At 67.0% G+C, this 14,775-nt stretch carries 13 protein-coding genes; 8 read left to right on the top strand and 5 right to left on the bottom strand.

Features of this window, described 5'->3' with window-relative positions:
* Positions 1-32 precede the first annotated feature (32 nt).
* From ShzoTeo12_RS24015 to ShzoTeo12_RS23980, 8 genes are all read left to right on the top strand, one after another.
* Positions 33-797 (top strand): aspartate/glutamate racemase family protein, encoded by a 765-nt coding sequence (locus ShzoTeo12_RS24015; protein ID WP_318912780.1) that lies wholly within the window; start codon positions 33-35, stop codon positions 795-797.
* 34 nt (positions 798-831) lie between these two features.
* On the top strand, positions 832-1,362 hold the full coding sequence (locus ShzoTeo12_RS24010; RefSeq protein WP_318912779.1) for an L-2-amino-thiazoline-4-carboxylic acid hydrolase: 531 nt from the start codon (positions 832-834) through the stop codon (positions 1,360-1,362).
* Positions 1,359-2,603, top strand: a complete 1,245-nt coding sequence (locus ShzoTeo12_RS24005) for a M20 family metallo-hydrolase (RefSeq protein ID WP_318912778.1) — start codon at positions 1,359-1,361, stop codon at positions 2,601-2,603. Before ShzoTeo12_RS24010 ends, ShzoTeo12_RS24005 begins: the two co-directional genes overlap by 4 nt.
* 2 nt (positions 2,604-2,605) lie before the next feature.
* Positions 2,606-3,019, top strand: coding sequence for a Rid family detoxifying hydrolase (locus tag ShzoTeo12_RS24000; RefSeq protein WP_318912777.1), 414 nt, complete (start codon positions 2,606-2,608; stop codon positions 3,017-3,019).
* Positions 3,020-3,109: 90 nt separating this feature from the next.
* The gene (locus tag ShzoTeo12_RS23995) at positions 3,110-4,144 is read left to right on the top strand and encodes a PLP-dependent cysteine synthase family protein (protein ID WP_318914360.1); all 1,035 of its coding nucleotides are present in this window, start codon (positions 3,110-3,112) and stop codon (positions 4,142-4,144) included.
* A gap of 229 nt (positions 4,145-4,373) precedes the next feature.
* Positions 4,374-5,348, top strand: coding sequence for an ABC transporter substrate-binding protein (locus ShzoTeo12_RS23990; protein WP_318912776.1), 975 nt, complete (start codon positions 4,374-4,376; stop codon positions 5,346-5,348).
* Positions 5,349-5,359: 11 nt separating this feature from the next.
* Positions 5,360-6,226, top strand: a complete 867-nt coding sequence (locus ShzoTeo12_RS23985; RefSeq protein WP_318912775.1) for an ABC transporter permease — start codon at positions 5,360-5,362, stop codon at positions 6,224-6,226.
* Between the two features lie 8 nt (positions 6,227-6,234).
* Positions 6,235-7,008, top strand: coding sequence for an ABC transporter ATP-binding protein (locus ShzoTeo12_RS23980; protein ID WP_119255490.1), 774 nt, complete (start codon positions 6,235-6,237; stop codon positions 7,006-7,008).
* A 200-nt stretch (positions 7,009-7,208) separates the two neighbouring features.
* Here ShzoTeo12_RS23980 and ShzoTeo12_RS23975 read toward each other — a convergent pair whose 3' ends face one another.
* The 5 genes from ShzoTeo12_RS23975 to ShzoTeo12_RS23955 all read right to left on the bottom strand — a co-directional run bounded on the left by ShzoTeo12_RS23975 (position 7,209) and on the right by ShzoTeo12_RS23955 (position 14,694).
* The gene (locus ShzoTeo12_RS23975) at positions 7,209-8,639 is read right to left on the bottom strand and encodes an aldehyde dehydrogenase family protein (protein WP_318912774.1); all 1,431 of its coding nucleotides are present in this window, start codon (positions 8,637-8,639) and stop codon (positions 7,209-7,211) included.
* 22 nt (positions 8,640-8,661) lie between these two features.
* The gene (locus tag ShzoTeo12_RS23970; RefSeq protein WP_318912773.1) at positions 8,662-9,621 is read right to left on the bottom strand and encodes an ornithine cyclodeaminase; all 960 of its coding nucleotides are present in this window, start codon (positions 9,619-9,621) and stop codon (positions 8,662-8,664) included.
* Entirely contained in the window at positions 9,612-11,147 is a 1,536-nt protein-coding gene (locus tag ShzoTeo12_RS23965; protein WP_318912772.1) for an FAD-dependent oxidoreductase, read from the bottom strand. Before ShzoTeo12_RS23965 ends, ShzoTeo12_RS23970 begins: the two co-directional genes overlap by 10 nt.
* 17 nt (positions 11,148-11,164) lie before the next feature.
* Positions 11,165-13,225, bottom strand: coding sequence for an NADH:flavin oxidoreductase (locus ShzoTeo12_RS23960; RefSeq protein WP_318912771.1), 2,061 nt, complete (start codon positions 13,223-13,225; stop codon positions 11,165-11,167).
* A 68-nt stretch (positions 13,226-13,293) separates the two neighbouring features.
* On the bottom strand, positions 13,294-14,694 hold the full coding sequence (locus ShzoTeo12_RS23955) for an aminotransferase (RefSeq protein ID WP_119255495.1): 1,401 nt from the start codon (positions 14,692-14,694) through the stop codon (positions 13,294-13,296).
* Positions 14,695-14,775: the final 81 nt, after the last annotated feature.

Here is a 14,775-nt window from a genome sequence, read left to right as displayed (position 1 = left end):
GACCATATCGAGGGAGGACGCGAATGTTGGAAATGGGCAGGGATAGCCGCGGCTGGGTGCCGCTCGATTGCATTCTCGATGGCGGGCCGGCGGCTCGCGCGGCGATCGGCCTCGTGGTGCTGGCGAACGATACGGTCATCGAGCCCGAGGTCCGTCGCTTCCTGCCATTGCCCGGCGTCGAGGTCTATTCCAGCCGCATTCCGATGGCGCGGGACGTGTCGCCGGAAAGCCTTGCGGCGATGGCAGACGCGCTGCCGCGGGCGGTCGAGCTGCTTTTGCCGGAAGACCGCCTCGACGTCGTGGCCTTCGGCTGCACCTCCGGCTCCATGGTCATCGGGCCGGAGCGGATCGCCGATATCGTCGAGACGGTGCGGCCCGGCGTGAAGGTGTGCAATCCCGTTTCCGCCAGCCTTGCCGCCTTCGGGGCGCTCGGCGTCAGCCGGATCGGCCTCGTCACGCCTTACAGCACTGAGGTCAACAAGCGCGTCGAGCGCTTCTTTGCCGCCAACGGGCTCGATATCGCGGCCCGCGCCAGCTTCCACCAGGACAGCGACGTCTCCATCGCCCGCATTCGCGAGGAGGACATATTGCGGTCCGCCGTCGAGATCGGCAGGCTGGATGTGGAGGCGGTGTTCCTGTCCTGCACGGCGCTGCGTTGTTCCGGCATCATCGATGCCGTGGAGGCGGCGATCGGCAAGCCGGTGGTGACGAGCAATCAGGCGCTCGCCTGGGATGCCTTGCGGAAGGCCGGTGAGAAGCAGACCGTGCCCGGTGCCGGGCGCCTGTGGATGCAGTAGCGGCGGCCACGCCGCCCGGATCAGGAGAACGACCATGACGGATACGCAGAACGAATGCCCCGATTCCCGGGCGGCCATGGATGGCGAGATCGGCATTCTCGCTCGCCGCAGGATCGAGGCAGGCATCATCGCGCCGATCTACGAGGAGATGCGCCGGCAGGTCGGCGAGGAGACGGCGCAGTCCATCCTCGACACCGCCATCCGCAAGGCGGCGATCAAGGCCGGCAAGGACTTCGCGGCCAAGACGCCCGGCGGCACGACGTTGCGCACCTTCCAGGAACTGCAGGACCTGTGGACGCAGGACGACGCCCTCGTCATCGAGGTCACCAGGGCGACGGACGAGGAATTCCACTACAACGTCAAGCGATGTCGCTACGCCGAGACCTATCGCGAGATGGGCCTCGGCCATATCGGTCACCTCCTGTCCTGCAACCGCGACGGCGTGTTCTGCACCGGCTACGATCCGCGCATCACGCTGGAGCGCACGCAGACGGTGATGGAGGGCGCCTCGCATTGCGACTTCAAGTACCGCTTCCACGAGACCCCGCAGGAGACCGGTGAATGACGGCAGTCCCGTCTGCGCTCGCCATCGATGCCGGGCGACTGTGGTCCGATATCCTGTCGACCGCCCGCATCGGTGCTTATGGCGAGACCGGCATGAACCGGCTCGCGCTGAGCGCCAGCGACGGCGCGGTGCGCGGATGGTTCACGGCGGAATGCCGGGCGCTCGGCTGCACCGTCGAGGTCGATGGCGTCGGCAACATGTTCGCCACCTTGCCCGGCACGGAGCCCGGCCTTGCGGCCATCGCCGTGGGCAGCCATCTCGATACCCAGCCGGCCGGCGGGCGTTTCGACGGCATCCTCGGCGTGCTGGCCGGGGTGGAGATATTGCGGGTGCTCCATGCCGCCGGGCGGCGGCTGCGCCATCCGTTCACGGTCATCAACTGGACCAACGAGGAAGGTTCCCGCTTTTCGCCCGCCATGATGGGCTCCGGCGTGTTCTGCGGCGTGCACGATCTCGAAACGATCCTCGTCCGCAAGGACAAGGACGGGGTGACGGTGGGCGAGGCGCTGGCGGCGATCGGTTATCGCGGCGCGCATGCGCCGGGGCACCTGCCGCTCGCGGCCTATCTGGAACTGCATATCGAACAAGGTCCGGTGCTGGAGGCTGATGGCAGCGCTGTCGGCGTCGTCAGCGGCGTGCAGGGGCTTTGCTGGCTGGATGTCCGCATCCGCGGCACGGAGGCCCATGCGGGCGCCTTCCCGATGAACCTGCGCGCGGACGCGCTGGTTTCGGCGGCGAAGGTCGTGCTTGTCGCCGAGGCCGTCGCGCTGAAACATCCGCCGGGCGTTGCTACTGTGGGCCATATCCATGCGATGCCGAATTCACGCAATGTCGTGCCGGGCGAGGTTCGCCTCGAAATCGACATGCGTCACCCCGAGGCGGTGGGGCTTGCGGCGATTGAGGCGGCGCTGACCGCCGATATCGAGCGGCTCGTGCCGGGGGCGGAGGTCTCCGTCGTCTGGCGCAAGGCGCCGGTCGTCTTCGATGCGGCATTGCGCGGGGTGATCCGTCAGGAGGCGGAGGCGCTTGGTCTTTCCGCCATCGACATGGTTTCGGGCGCCGGCCACGATGCGGCCCATGTCGCCGGCAGGGTGCCGGCGGCGATGATCTTCATTCCCTCGCGCGAGGGCCTGTCGCACAACGAGCGCGAATTCTCCTCGCCGCAGCAATGCGCCGAGGGTGCTGACCTATTGCTGCGAAGCGTGCTTCGCGCCGACGAACTCCATCCAGAACGGAGCTGACGATGGTTTCCACTTCCGACCCCAAGGCAGGCCTCAGCGCCGTGACCGCCGCCGATGCGCCGGCGGCCATCGGCCCCTATTCGCAGGCGATCGCCGTGAACGGCCTGCTCTTCGTCTCCGGCCAGCTGCCGATCGATCCGGCGACCGGCGCCTTCGCCTCCGACGATCCGGTCGAGCAGGCGCGGCAATGCCTGCGCAACATCGCCGCCATCGCCCGCGCCGCCGGCACGGATATCGCGCGCACCGTCAAGACCACCGTGCTCGTGCGCGACCTCTCGCGCTTTGCCGAGATCAACGCGGCCTATGGCGAGTTCTTCTGCGCCCCCTATCCCGCCCGCGCCACCTTCGAGGTCTCCGGCCTGCCGAAAGACGCGCAGGTGGAGATCGAGGCCGTCATCGCGCTCAAGGGGGAGTGAGGCATGAACGGTGCCGCAACTTCGCCTGGCCCGGAACCGGTCTCCTCGCTCGATTGCGCCGACCGCGCCTGGGCGCGCGCGGCCATCGGCATGCTGGAGGGCGATGCCCGCCGCTCGGCCGACACCCACCTCGTCAATCCGGTCTTCAAGGGGCTGAAGGGCATCTCGGTCTATCTCAAGGACGAGAGCACCCATCCGACCGGCAGCCTGAAGCATAGGCTGGCCCGCTCGCTCTTCCTCTACGGCATCTGCAACGGCCGCATCTGCAAGGGCACCACGCTGGTCGAGGCCTCGTCGGGCTCGACGGCGGTTTCCGAGGCCTATTTCGCCAACCTGCTCGGCCTGCCCTTCATCGCCGTCATGCCGCGCAGCACCAGCCGCACGAAGATCGACGTCATCGAGCGCTTCGGCGGGCGCTGCGCCTTCGTCGACAAGCCGGGCGAGGTCTACGAGACGGCGGCGCGCATCGCGGCGGAGACGAAGGGCCATTATCTCGACCAGTTCACCAATGCCGAGCGCGCCACCGACTGGCGCGGTAACAACAACATCGCCGAGAGCATCTTCGGCCAGATGGAGCGGGAAGCCCATCCGGTGCCGGCCTGGGTGATCATGGGGGCGGGGACCGGCGGCACCTCGGCGACCATCGGGCGCTATATCCGCTACCGCAACCTCGCGACGCGGCTTTGCGTGACGGATGTCGAGAACTCGGTGTTCTACGACGCCTGGAAGAGCGGCGACATGGAAACGACCTGCACGACGCCGTCGCGCATCGAGGGGGTCGGCCGGCCGCGCGTCGAGCCGTCCTTCATCCCGACGGTCATCGATCACATGATCAAGGTGCCGGACGCGGCCTCCATCGCCGCCGCGCATGTGCTGTCCGACCGGCTGTTCCGCCGGGTCGGCGCCTCGACGGGCGCGAACTTCTTCGGCCTCATCTCGATTGCCGACAGCATGATGAAGGAAGGCCGCGAAGGCTCGCTCGTCACGCTGATCTGCGACAGCGGCGACCGCTATTCCGGGACGTATTTCAATGCGGACTGGCTGGCGGCGAACGGCATCGACATCGCCCCCTGGTGCAACGCCATCGAGACGTTCCTCGATACTGGGGTTCTCCAAGCGCCCTGAAGGGGGCAGGCTATTCCAGACAATCCGAAGCGGCTGCCCGGTTTCCGGGCGGCCGTTTCGCATTCATGCCGAATGTCGAAGAAGAGCGGCGTTGCACGGCGGATTAAACGACATCGTGCATAAATCGATGACGAACATTCGCTTAAAGTTCGCGCCGGGCTGTGGTCCGATCCTCGTGCTGAAACACAGCTTTCCAACCAGAAGCAAAAGCTCGCCAAGGGGATCACGAATGCGCACGCTCATCGCAAGCACGATGCTGGTATTTTCATGTCTGACGGCGTCGATGGCGTCGGCCGAGACCAAGCCGCTGAATGTCGGCATGACGACCTGGGTGGGCTATGGCCTGCTCCATCTTGCGGACCAGAAGGGATTCTTCAAGGAGAACGGCGTCGACGTTTCGCTGCTGACCGTCCAGGACAAGCCTTCGACGGCGGCGGCCATCGCAACCGGCCGCCTCGACGGCTGGGCGACGACGGTCGACACGTTCATCTTCTACAATGCGGACAAGCTCGGCATCAAACAGGTGCTGGCGGTCGATTTCTCGAAGGGCGGGGAGGGCATCGTCGCGGCCGGCGACGTGAAGACCATCGCGGACCTCAAGGGGCGCAAGCTCGGCGCGGAGGAGGGGTCCAGCACCTATTTCTTCATGCTCAACATGCTGGCCGACAACGGCATGACGACGAAGGACGTAAACCTCCAGTCCATGCGCGCGGGGGATGCCGGCGCGGCCTTCGCGGCCGGCCGGCTGGATGCGGCCGCCACCTGGGATCCGTGGCTGTCGAAGGCCAAGGAACGAGGCGGCCATATTCTCGCCAGCACGGCCGACAAGCCGGGCCTGATCGTCGATACCGTGGCCTTCCGTTCGGATGTGATCAAGGAGCGGCCGGACGACATCAAGAACTTCATCAAGGCTTATTTCGAAGCCTACGACTACTGGAAGTCGTCTCCCGACGAGGCGAATGCCGTGATGGCGAAGGCGCTCGGCATCGGCGCCGATGAATTCAACGCCTCGCTGGCCGGGCTCGAATTCGTCTCCCGGGAGAAGAACCGGGACTATATCGGTTCTGCGGCCAAGGCAGGGCAGGTGGTCGACGTCACCGAGCGCGGCATCGCCTTCTACAAGCAGGCCGGCCTCCTGAAGGACGATTTCGCCGCAAGTGGCGTCGTCGACGTCGGCCCGCTCGACGCGGCGCTCGGGCAGTGAGGCGCAAGGGCATGAACGCGCTCAACGATACCGCACCGGCGGCCGGGCTCGCAGCAGCCCGGACCGCCGCCGCCCGGCCGAAGCGGCAGAGATATTTCGCCATCCGCAAGCCGCTTGCGGCCCGGACGACGACAAGCCTCTCCGTCGCCTTCTTCCTTCTGATCCTGGCGGCATGGGCGCTCATATCCGGCACGGGGTTGGTGAGCGATTTCTTCCTGCCGCAGCCGATGCAGGTCGTTGCGACCGCATGGACAATGTATGTCCACAACGGCTTCCTGTGGGACATCGCCGTCAGCATATACCGCGTGCTCGTCGGCTTTTGCCTGGCCGCCGCCATCGCGGTTCCGCTCGGCCTGCTGATGGGCTCGGTGCAGTTCTTCCGTTCGCTGCTGGAGCCGTGCCTGGCGTTCACGCGCTACATGCCCGCCACCGCCTTCATCCCGCTCCTCGTGCTCTGGCTCGGGATCGACGACACGCAGAAGTTCTCGGTGATCTTCGTCGGCACCTTCTTCACCCTCTGCCTGATGGTCATGGTCAGCACGCTGTCTGTTCCCATCGCGCTCATCGAGGCGGCGATCATGCTCGGCGCGAAGCCCGGCCAGCTCATCTTCAAGGTGATCCTGCCGGCCGCCAAGCCGTCGATCTTCAACGATCTCAGGATCGTGCTCGGCTGGGCCTGGACCTATATCGTGATCGCGGAAATCGTCGCGGCCTCCAGCGGCGTCGGCTATGTCATCCTCAATGCCTCCCGCTTCATGGATACCGCCACGATCTTCGTCGGCATCCTGTCGATCGGCTGCATCGGCCTGATCAGCGACCTGCTGTTCAATCTGGGCGCCCGCTATCTCTTCCCCTATCTGCAGCGCGCAAGAAGCTGAGGTCCGACATGCCGAATGCCATCGACATCCATCAGGTCACCAAGACCTTCGGGGAGGGCGCGACCATGGTCACCGCCCTCGAAAAGGTCTCCCTGACGATCCGGGACGGCGAATTCGTCGTCTTCCTCGGCCCTTCCGGCTGCGGCAAGTCTACGCTCCTGCGCATGATCGCCGGCCTCAGCGCGGTGAGCGAAGGGGGCATCAGCGTCGGCGGGCGGCCGGTCGAGGGGCGCGATCCGTCCGTCGGCATGGTGTTCCAGTCCTATACGTCCTTTCCCTGGCTGAGCGTCGCGGAGAATATCGGCTTCGGCCTCGATCTTGCGAAGGCAGGCAAGGCGCGGCGGGACGAGAAGGTGGCGACGATGCTCGAGAAGGTATCGCTCGGCAAGTTCGCCGGATCCTATCCCTCGCAACTGTCGGGCGGCATGCAGCAGCGTGTCGCGATCGCAAGGGCCCTTGCGGTCGATCCGCGCATCCTCCTGATGGATGAGCCCTTCGGGGCGCTCGACGCCCTGACGCGGGTGGAGATGCAGACGCTGCTTCTCGACCTGTGCGCCGAGGACAGGAAGACCGTGGTCTTCGTGACGCACGATATCGACGAGGCGATGCTGCTTGCCGACCGCATCGTCGTCTTCTCGCCGCATCCGGGACGGATCGCGGAGATCATCGACGTGGATATTCCACACCCGCGCAGCATCGAGCAGACCGAGCGCGAGGATTTCACGCATCTGCGCCATCGGTTGCGAAAATTGCTGTTTGCGATGGCGAAGCGGGCAGCTTGATCGTTGGTTGTTCCCTGCCTTTGACCATCTTTGCCATTGGGGCGTGATCCACCCGCATTTTCAAACGAGTGATATATCATTCGATCGTCAGGCTTCGGCGGGTCACGCTCAGATAGGCAAGAGGGGCAAGCGGGCGATACCCTTCGCCCGCAGCCTCCAAGATAGGCGATCGCAATCGATTCACTGATTCCGGACGGGCGCTAGCCGCTGATCGCCTTGACCTCCAGGAAGTCCTCCAGCCCCCATTTGCCGCCTTCCCGGCCATTGCCGGACTGCTTGAAGCCGCCGAAGGGGCTTCCGGCGGGGCGGCTCCGGCCGTTGATCTGCACCATGCCGGCGCGGATGCGGCGGGCGACGCGCCGGGCCTTTTCCGGGTCACCGGTCTGGACGTAGCCGGACAGGCCATAGGGCGTGTCGTTGGCGATGCCGATGGCCTCGTCCTCGCTGTCGAAGGGGATCATGACCAGCACCGGCCCGAAAATCTCCTCCTGGGCGATCGTCATCCCGTTATGGACGTCGGCGAAGACCGTCGGGCGGACGAAATAGCCGCGCTCCAGCCCCTCCGGCCGGCCGAGCCCGCCGGCCACGAGCCTCGCGCCCTCGGCGATGCCGGCCTCGATCAGCGTCTGCACCTTGTGGAACTGCGCCTCGGAGACGAGCGGGCCGATATGGCTGCCGTCCTTCGCGGGATCGTCGACGGCATAGCCTTCGGCGATCCCGGCCGCGAGCCTCACCGCCTCGTCATAGACCGGCCGCTCCACGAGCATGCGCGTCGGCGCGTTGCAGGACTGGCCGGTGTTCTGGAAGCAATGGGCAAGGCCGCGGCCGATGGCGTCCTCGAGGTCGGCATCGGCGAAGACGAGGTTGGGGGACTTGCCGCCGAGCTCCAGCGAGACCCGCTTGATGTTCGCCGCCGCTGCCCGCGACACGGCCATGCCGGCGCGCGTCGAACCGGTGAACGACATCATGTCCACGTCGGGATGGGCGGAAAGCGCCTCGCCGACGACATGGCCCTCGCCGTTCACGAGGTTGAAGACGCCGGCCGGCAGCCCCGCCTCGTCGACGATCTGCGCGAACAGCATCGCCGACATCGGGGCGATCTCGGACGGCTTCAGGATGACGGTGCAGCCGGCGGCGATCGCCGGGATCACCTTCAGGGCGATCTGGTTCATCGGCCAGTTCCAGGGCGTGATCAGCCCGCAGACGCCGATGGGCTCGTAGACGATCCTTTCCTGCGGGTTCGCCTCGTCGAGCGGATGCTCGAAGGCGAAGGACCGCAGCGTCCTGACGAACGCCTCCATGTGGAAGAGGCCGGCGGCCGCCTGCGCGTCGCGCGCCAGCCGGATCGGGGCGCCCATCTCCTTCGAGATGGTCTCGGCCATTTCCTCGCTGCGCGCCCGGTAGATCGAGACGATCCTCTCGATCGCGGCAAGGCGCTCCTCCCGCGTCGTGCGGCTCCAGGTCTCGAAAGCCTTGCGGGCCGCCGCCACCGCCTTGTCGATATCGGCGGCGGAGCCGGCCGAGATCGTGGCATAGGCTTCCTCCGTCGCGGGGTTGATCACCGGCAGCGGCCTTGCCGCCTCGGGCGCGACCCATTTGCCGTCGATGTAGAAATCCGTCCTGTCGATCATGGCCTTCGTCCTTCGTGTGGCATCAATATTCGGTTTCCGACCGCACCCTACGCAGGAGTTCCTGCGCGGTGAAGAGGTCGAGATGGGCGCCGCCCGCATTCTTGAACAGCGTGATCTCGCCGGCGGACCGCCTCCCCTCTTCCGAGCCGCGGCACAGGTCGAACAGGTCCGCCCGGATGCTCGCCCAGGTCATCAGGCCCTTTTCGACCGGCTGGAGGAAGTCGCCGCAATCGCGGCAGAGATCGCGCGTATCGGCAAAGAGCGTGGCGCGGCGAATGACGTCGTCGTCGGATTCGCGCATGTCGGGCCGCCAGCCGCCGATGAGGTCGACATGGCATCCCTCCTTCAGGAGCGCGCCCTTGACGAGCGGCGTCGTTGCCATGGTGGCGCTCGAGACGATGTCGGCCAGCGGCAGGACGGCGTCGGGATCGTCCACGGCCTCTATCCGCACGCCGTCCATGCGCATGCCGGCCGCGACCTGCCGGGCCTTGTCGGCGGTGCGGTTCCAGATCCAGACATGCCGGATCGCCGGTCGCACGCTGACGATGGCTTCGACGACATGGGGAACGAGCGCGCCCGCGCCGAAGACGAGCAGCGTGGCGGCGTCCGGCCCTGCGAGGAGGTCCACCCCGAGGGCGGAATCGGCGGCGGTCTTGCGCAGCGTCAGCGCGGTTCCGTCGGCGACCAGGGCCGGCGCGCCGGTCACGCCGTCGAAGGCGACATAGAGGCCCTGGTTGGCGGGATGCGGCGGCGTCGCCTGCGGATTGCCGGGGAAGATGCTGACGAGCTTGGCCCCCAGCATCTCCCCGCGGCTCCAGGCCGGCAGCATGATGAGCCCGCGGCCGCCGTCCGGCGCGCCGGGCTCGCCCATATAGAGCTCGCCGGCATCGGGCATGGCGCCGAGATGGGCCTTGCGAAGCGCCGCGACGAGCGCCGGATAATCGAGAAGGCGATGAACGTCGTGACCGTCGACTAGGCGCATGGCTCCCCCACTCCGAAATCTTGCGCGACCTGCGCGCGGTAGCGCCGGACCTGCGCGCCGACCTCTGCGGGCGACCAGCCCATGACGTCGCTGACGCCCTCGGCCACCGCCTCGGCAACGTCGAGCCCCATGCCCTCCGACCAGCCGATGGGAAAGCGGCGGAACATCAGGTCGTCGAGATTGACGACCTGTTCGTGCGCGGCGGAGAACCGCAGGTGATCCAGAGGGATCGCCTCTCCGCCTGTGGAGATGCCGGCGCCGGCCGCCTGCGGGAACTGCCGGGCGGCATGGGAGATCGCCCGCGCGGGGCCGCTCGGCGCCATCCGGCCGGAGAGCGCCTTCGCGATGCTCGCGCCGGCATGGCGGTGCGTCATGATGAGCCCGCCGGTATAGACGAAATAACCGGGCGCGCCGTGCTGCGCCATGTCGTGCAGCAGCACCGCCTCGCAGCCGTCCGGGTAGCCGGCGCGGGCCGTGCGCGGGCGCACCCCGGCCCAGCTGTAGAGCACGTCCTTGCGGCTCAGCGTGATATCCGGGAAGACCGAGTTGAAATCCTCGAGGAGCCCCCGGATGGTCGCCTCATCGGCCCTGAAGCCGGCGGCTTCGGGCTCGTGCGGCTCGTCGCGCGGGCCGAAATAGTGGAGGTCCCGCCAGGGAATGACATAGAAGGGATCGCCGTTCGGCAATGCCGTCTCGATGGCGATGCCGCGGAATTCCGGCGGCAGGCGGACCACGACATTCGTTCCCTTGAGGCCCTGGTTGATTTTCGGCACCGGCAGGCCAGAGGCCGCGGCGATGGCATCGACCCAGGCTCCGGCGGCGTTGACGACGGCGCGCGCCTCCAGCGTCTCGCGGGCCTGCGTGCGCCTGTCCAGGAGTTCCAGCCGCCAGCGGCCGTCCGGCTGACGGCGAACGGACGTGACCTCGGTATAGTTGCGGGTGACGGCGCCAAGGTCGCGGGCATTCAGCACGGTATCGACGCATATGCGCTCGGGCCAGTCGAACTGGTATTCGGTGAAGCGGATGACGCCGGAAAGGTCCTGCCGGTCGCGCAGATGCGAAAGCGCCGGCATCGCCGCGATCTCCCGCGCCGACATCGGCTTGAAATCGAGCGGTACCCCGCCGGGATCGAGCGCGCGCAGCAGGGCAAAGCCGAGACGGGCCTTCCAGAGCGGAATGCCCTCGCGTAGGTAGAGCGGCATGTAGAAGCCGATCGCCCTCGCCCGCGCGGGCGTTGCCCTGACGAAGCCGGAGCGGTCGCGCATCGCGCGCCGCGCCAGCTCCATATGCTCGATGGCCATGCGGGGGTTTCGCAGGAAATTCCAGATCGACCGTCCCGGAGAGAAATAGGTCAGCCCGCAATGCTGGAGCCGGCTGGAACGGCTCGACGTTCCCCCGGCGAAATCCGCGCGTTCGAGCAGGACCGTGGAGAAGCCCGCGGCGGCGAGATGGTTTACGGCGCTCGCCCCGGTGATGCCGCCGCCGATGACCGCGACGTCGAACGGCACGGTTTGCGGCTCGCCCATCACAGCACCATGCCCCATCACAGCACCATGCAGAGACGCATCGCGTCGTAGATCGAGGCATGGACGTTCCGGCTGGCGACGGCGTCGCCGATCCGGTGCAGTTCGAAGGTGCCGGCGCCGCCCTGCCGCGGCTGCGGCGTGCCGGCGAGCAATGCTTCGAGGTCCGTCACGCCTTCGTTGACCGATCGATCCTTGAGGTCGTGGAACACCTCGTCGAGCGGCATGGTGCCCCGCTCGACGACCACCTGCGAGGCGGTCATGTCGAGAAGATCGCCCGTCAGTTCGTGGCGGAAGGTGGCGGTCAGCGCGTTGGCGCCGTTGCGGCTCACCCTGACGAGGTGATGATCCATCGTCGCGGTGATACCGCTCTCGTGGAACTGCTTGCGATAGACGGCGCGCGTCGAATATTCGACCTCCTGCGCCAGGCTGTCGTCGATGGTCACGAGATGCACGTTGCAGCCCTGTTCCTTCAGGTGCAGCGTCGTGGAAATTCCCTCGTGCCGGCCGGTTCCGTCATAGACGATGATGTCGCTCGAGCGCTCGGTCGTCGCGCTGAGGACGTCCCAGACGGTCTGGCAATGCTCCGCGCCGTCGAGCCAGTCGACATCCGGCAGGCCGCCCGTCGCGACAATGACGACATCGGGGTTTTCGGCGAGCACGTCCTCCGCGGTCGCATAGGTGTCGCAGCGCATCTCCACGCCGAGCCGGGCGAGTTCGGCGGTCCGCCAGTCGATGATGCCGATCAGGTCGCGGCGCTGGCGGGCGCGGCAGGCGAGAAGCAGTTGCCCGCCCGGCTGGCTTCCGGCCTCGAACAGCAGGACCTCATGGCCGCGCTCGGCCGAGACGCGCGCCGCCTCCAGCCCCGCCGGCCCGCCGCCGACGACCACCACCCGGCGCTTTCGCGCGGCGGGAGCGATGATCTGCGGCATCGTGGTCTCCCGCCCGGAGGCGGGATTGTGGATGCAGTTCACCTTCTTGTGCATGCAATAGGACGCGCCGACGCAGGGCCGTATCCGGTCCTCCTCGCCGCGCATGATCTTGTTGACGATCTGGGGATCGGCCATGTGCGCGCGGGTCATCGCCACCATGTCGAGCAGGCCGTCGCGGATCGCGTGGCGCGCGGTGGCGATATCCGTGATGCGCGCGGCGTGGAAAACCGGCAGATTCGTATGCCGGCGGAACGCGCCGACCCGCGACAGGAACGGCGCCAGCGGCTGGGACATGCCCGGCATGTTGTGCTCGGCGAGCGCGATGACGGTATCCATCCGGCCGAAGATGCAGTTGAAGACGTCCACCAGTCCCTCGCGCTCGAAGATCGCCGCGATCTCCAGACAGTCTTCGAAGCTGAGGCCGTCCTCGCTGGCCTCGTCTATGACGAAGCGCATGCTGACGATCATCTCGTCGCCGAGCCGGCGCCGGATCTCCTCGTGGACCATGAGGCCGAAGCGCACGCGGTTCTCCACCGAGCCGCCGAAGCGGTCGGAGCGGAAATTGGTGCGCGGGGAAAAGAACTGGCCGATGAGGTGACCGCCGGTCAGCGTCTCGACGCCGTCGAGGCCGCTCTCGCGGCATCGCTCGGCGGCCGCGCCATAGGCCTTGACGATCCGCCGGATGTCATGCTCGTCCATTTCTCGCGAGAATGCCCGGTGCTGCGTCTCGCGCGAGCGGGAGGGGGCGAGCGCCGGCAGCCAGTTGAGGGTGGTGGCATCCGCCCGGCGGCCGAGATGCGAGATCTGGCACATCAGCGCGGCGCCATGTGCGTGGATGCGCTGCGAGAACGCCTGGAGGTGGGGGATTACGGCATCCGTCGCGAGGTTGAGCTGGCCGCCATTGCCCCAGCTCGAATCCACGTCCACCATCGAGGAGCCGCCGAAGCTGGTCAGCGCAAGCCCGCCCTTGGCCTTTTCCTCATGGTAGCGCTGGTAGCGCTCCATCGGCATTCCGCCATCGTCGAGGAAGGACGCGTGGCTGGTGCTCATGATGCGGTTGCGCAGGGTGAGCCCCTTGATGCGCAGCGGCTGGAGCAGCGGGTCCTTGCTGGCGGTAGCGGCTGCGGGCGAGGCGTGGGTTGCGGCCATCGTAATATCCCCGAGAAGGAACGAGGGCGCCGGGCGGGCGCCCGGCGCGACTGCATGCGGCGGGCGCCCTACCAGCGCCCTTCCGCCTTGAGCTCGTCCTGCACGCGGACGATGCTGCCGCGCAGGATGGCCATCATGTCGTCGATCTGCTCGCGCGTGATGATCAGCGCCGGCGACAGGACGCACATGCTGCCGATGGGCCGGACGATGAGGCCGCCTTCGTAGCAGTAGCGGTCGACGCGCAGCGCCACCTCCTTGTCGAAGTCCGTCGCCTCCTCGGCATCGGGGTCCGTGACACATTCGACGCAGGCGACGAGGCCCGTGCCGCGGGCATCGCCGATCAGGGGAAGCTCGCCGAGCTTGCGGATCTCTTCCTGGAAATAGGGCGCGATCTCGCGGACATGGGCGAGAAGGCCCTTCTCCTCGATGATGTCGATATTGGCCAGCGCCGCCGCGCAGCTCACCGGATGGCCGCTATAGGTATAGCCGTTGGTGTAGAAGCTGCCCCTGGCGTTCTCGCCGCTGACGCGGGCGAGGACGGCGTCGGAGATGACGAAGCCGCCGAGCGGGACATAGCCCGAGGTGACGCCCTTCGCGAAGGTGATGATATCGGGCACGATGTCGAACACCTCCTCGGAGGCGAACCAGTGGCCACAGCGGCCGAAGCCCGTCACCACCTCGTCCGAGATGTAGAGGATGTCGTGCCTGCGGCAGATTTCGAGGATGCGGCGGTGGTAGCCCTTCGGCGGGATGAGGATGCCGCCGGAGGCCAGCAGCGGTTCGGCCAGGAACGCGCCGACATTTTCCGGGCCGAGCGTCTCGACCCGTTCCTCGAATTCCGCCACCAGCATGTCGAGGAAGGCCTCTTCGCTCATGCCGCGCGGACGGCGGAAGACGTTGGGCGCGGAGATGAAGGAGACGTTGTCTAGCGCCAGGTCGAAGTTCGGCCGGTTGCCGGCCCGGCCGGAGCAGGCCGCCGTCAGGTGCGTGCTGCCGTGATAGCCGTCGATGCGGCAGATGATGGCCTTCTTGTCGGGGCGGCCGAGCACGTTGTTGTAGAACTGCATGAAGCGCAGGGCCGAATCCACCGCCGACGAGCCGCCGGTGGTGAAGAACACATGGTCGAGATCGCCCGGCGCGAAGGCGGCGATCCGCCGCGCGAGTTCCGATGCCGGCCCGTTGATCGAATACCAGGGGGAATTGTAGCAGATGCGCAGGGCCTGGGCGGCGATGGCGTCGGCGATCGGCTGGCTGTTGTAGCCGACCTGCGTGCACCACATGCCGCCGGGGCCATCGATCAGCGTGCGGCCGTGGCTGTCGCGGATATAGATGCCGTCGGCCGAGGTGAAGAGCGGCCGGCCGCCGGAGGTGCCCAGCTTCGACATCTCCTCGGCGGGACTGATCAGATGACGATGCGCCGCATCTTCGAGTTCGGCGACGTTCCACTGCGATCCGGTCTCGGCATACATGATGTTTTCCTATTCGATAGTTCGGGCCGGTATGGTGGTGCGCGGCCGCTGGCTTCGTCTTTACTTGTCGTCGTGCCCGGG

This window comes from Shinella zoogloeoides (assembly GCF_033705735.1).
GTDB lineage: Bacteria > Pseudomonadota > Alphaproteobacteria > Rhizobiales > Rhizobiaceae > Shinella > Shinella zoogloeoides_A.
Note: the sequence above shows the minus strand (reverse complement) of the source record. Positions and strands in the feature narration are given on the sequence as shown.

Excerpts from the sequence above, each read along its gene's own strand:
- ShzoTeo12_RS24015 (WP_318912780.1), top strand. The coding sequence starts at position 33 with ATGGGCAGGGATAGCCGCGGCTGGGTGCCGCTCGATTGCATTCTCGAT.
- ShzoTeo12_RS24010 (WP_318912779.1), top strand. The coding sequence starts at position 832 with ATGACGGATACGCAGAACGAATGCCCCGATTCCCGGGCGGCCATGGAT.
- ShzoTeo12_RS24005 (WP_318912778.1), top strand. The coding sequence starts at position 1,359 with ATGACGGCAGTCCCGTCTGCGCTCGCCATCGATGCCGGGCGACTGTGG.
- ShzoTeo12_RS24000 (WP_318912777.1), top strand. The coding sequence starts at position 2,606 with ATGGTTTCCACTTCCGACCCCAAGGCAGGCCTCAGCGCCGTGACCGCC.
- ShzoTeo12_RS23995 (WP_318914360.1), top strand. The coding sequence starts at position 3,110 with ATGCTGGAGGGCGATGCCCGCCGCTCGGCCGACACCCACCTCGTCAAT.
- ShzoTeo12_RS23990 (WP_318912776.1), top strand. The coding sequence starts at position 4,374 with ATGCGCACGCTCATCGCAAGCACGATGCTGGTATTTTCATGTCTGACG.
- ShzoTeo12_RS23985 (WP_318912775.1), top strand. The coding sequence starts at position 5,360 with ATGAACGCGCTCAACGATACCGCACCGGCGGCCGGGCTCGCAGCAGCC.
- ShzoTeo12_RS23980 (WP_119255490.1), top strand. The coding sequence starts at position 6,235 with ATGCCGAATGCCATCGACATCCATCAGGTCACCAAGACCTTCGGGGAG.
- ShzoTeo12_RS23975 (WP_318912774.1), bottom strand. The coding sequence starts at position 8,639 with ATGATCGACAGGACGGATTTCTACATCGACGGCAAATGGGTCGCGCCC.
- ShzoTeo12_RS23970 (WP_318912773.1), bottom strand. The coding sequence starts at position 9,621 with ATGCGCCTAGTCGACGGTCACGACGTTCATCGCCTTCTCGATTATCCG.
- ShzoTeo12_RS23965 (WP_318912772.1), bottom strand. The coding sequence starts at position 11,147 with ATGGGCGAGCCGCAAACCGTGCCGTTCGACGTCGCGGTCATCGGCGGC.
- ShzoTeo12_RS23960 (WP_318912771.1), bottom strand. The coding sequence starts at position 13,225 with ATGGCCGCAACCCACGCCTCGCCCGCAGCCGCTACCGCCAGCAAGGAC.
- ShzoTeo12_RS23955 (WP_119255495.1), bottom strand. The coding sequence starts at position 14,694 with ATGTATGCCGAGACCGGATCGCAGTGGAACGTCGCCGAACTCGAAGAT.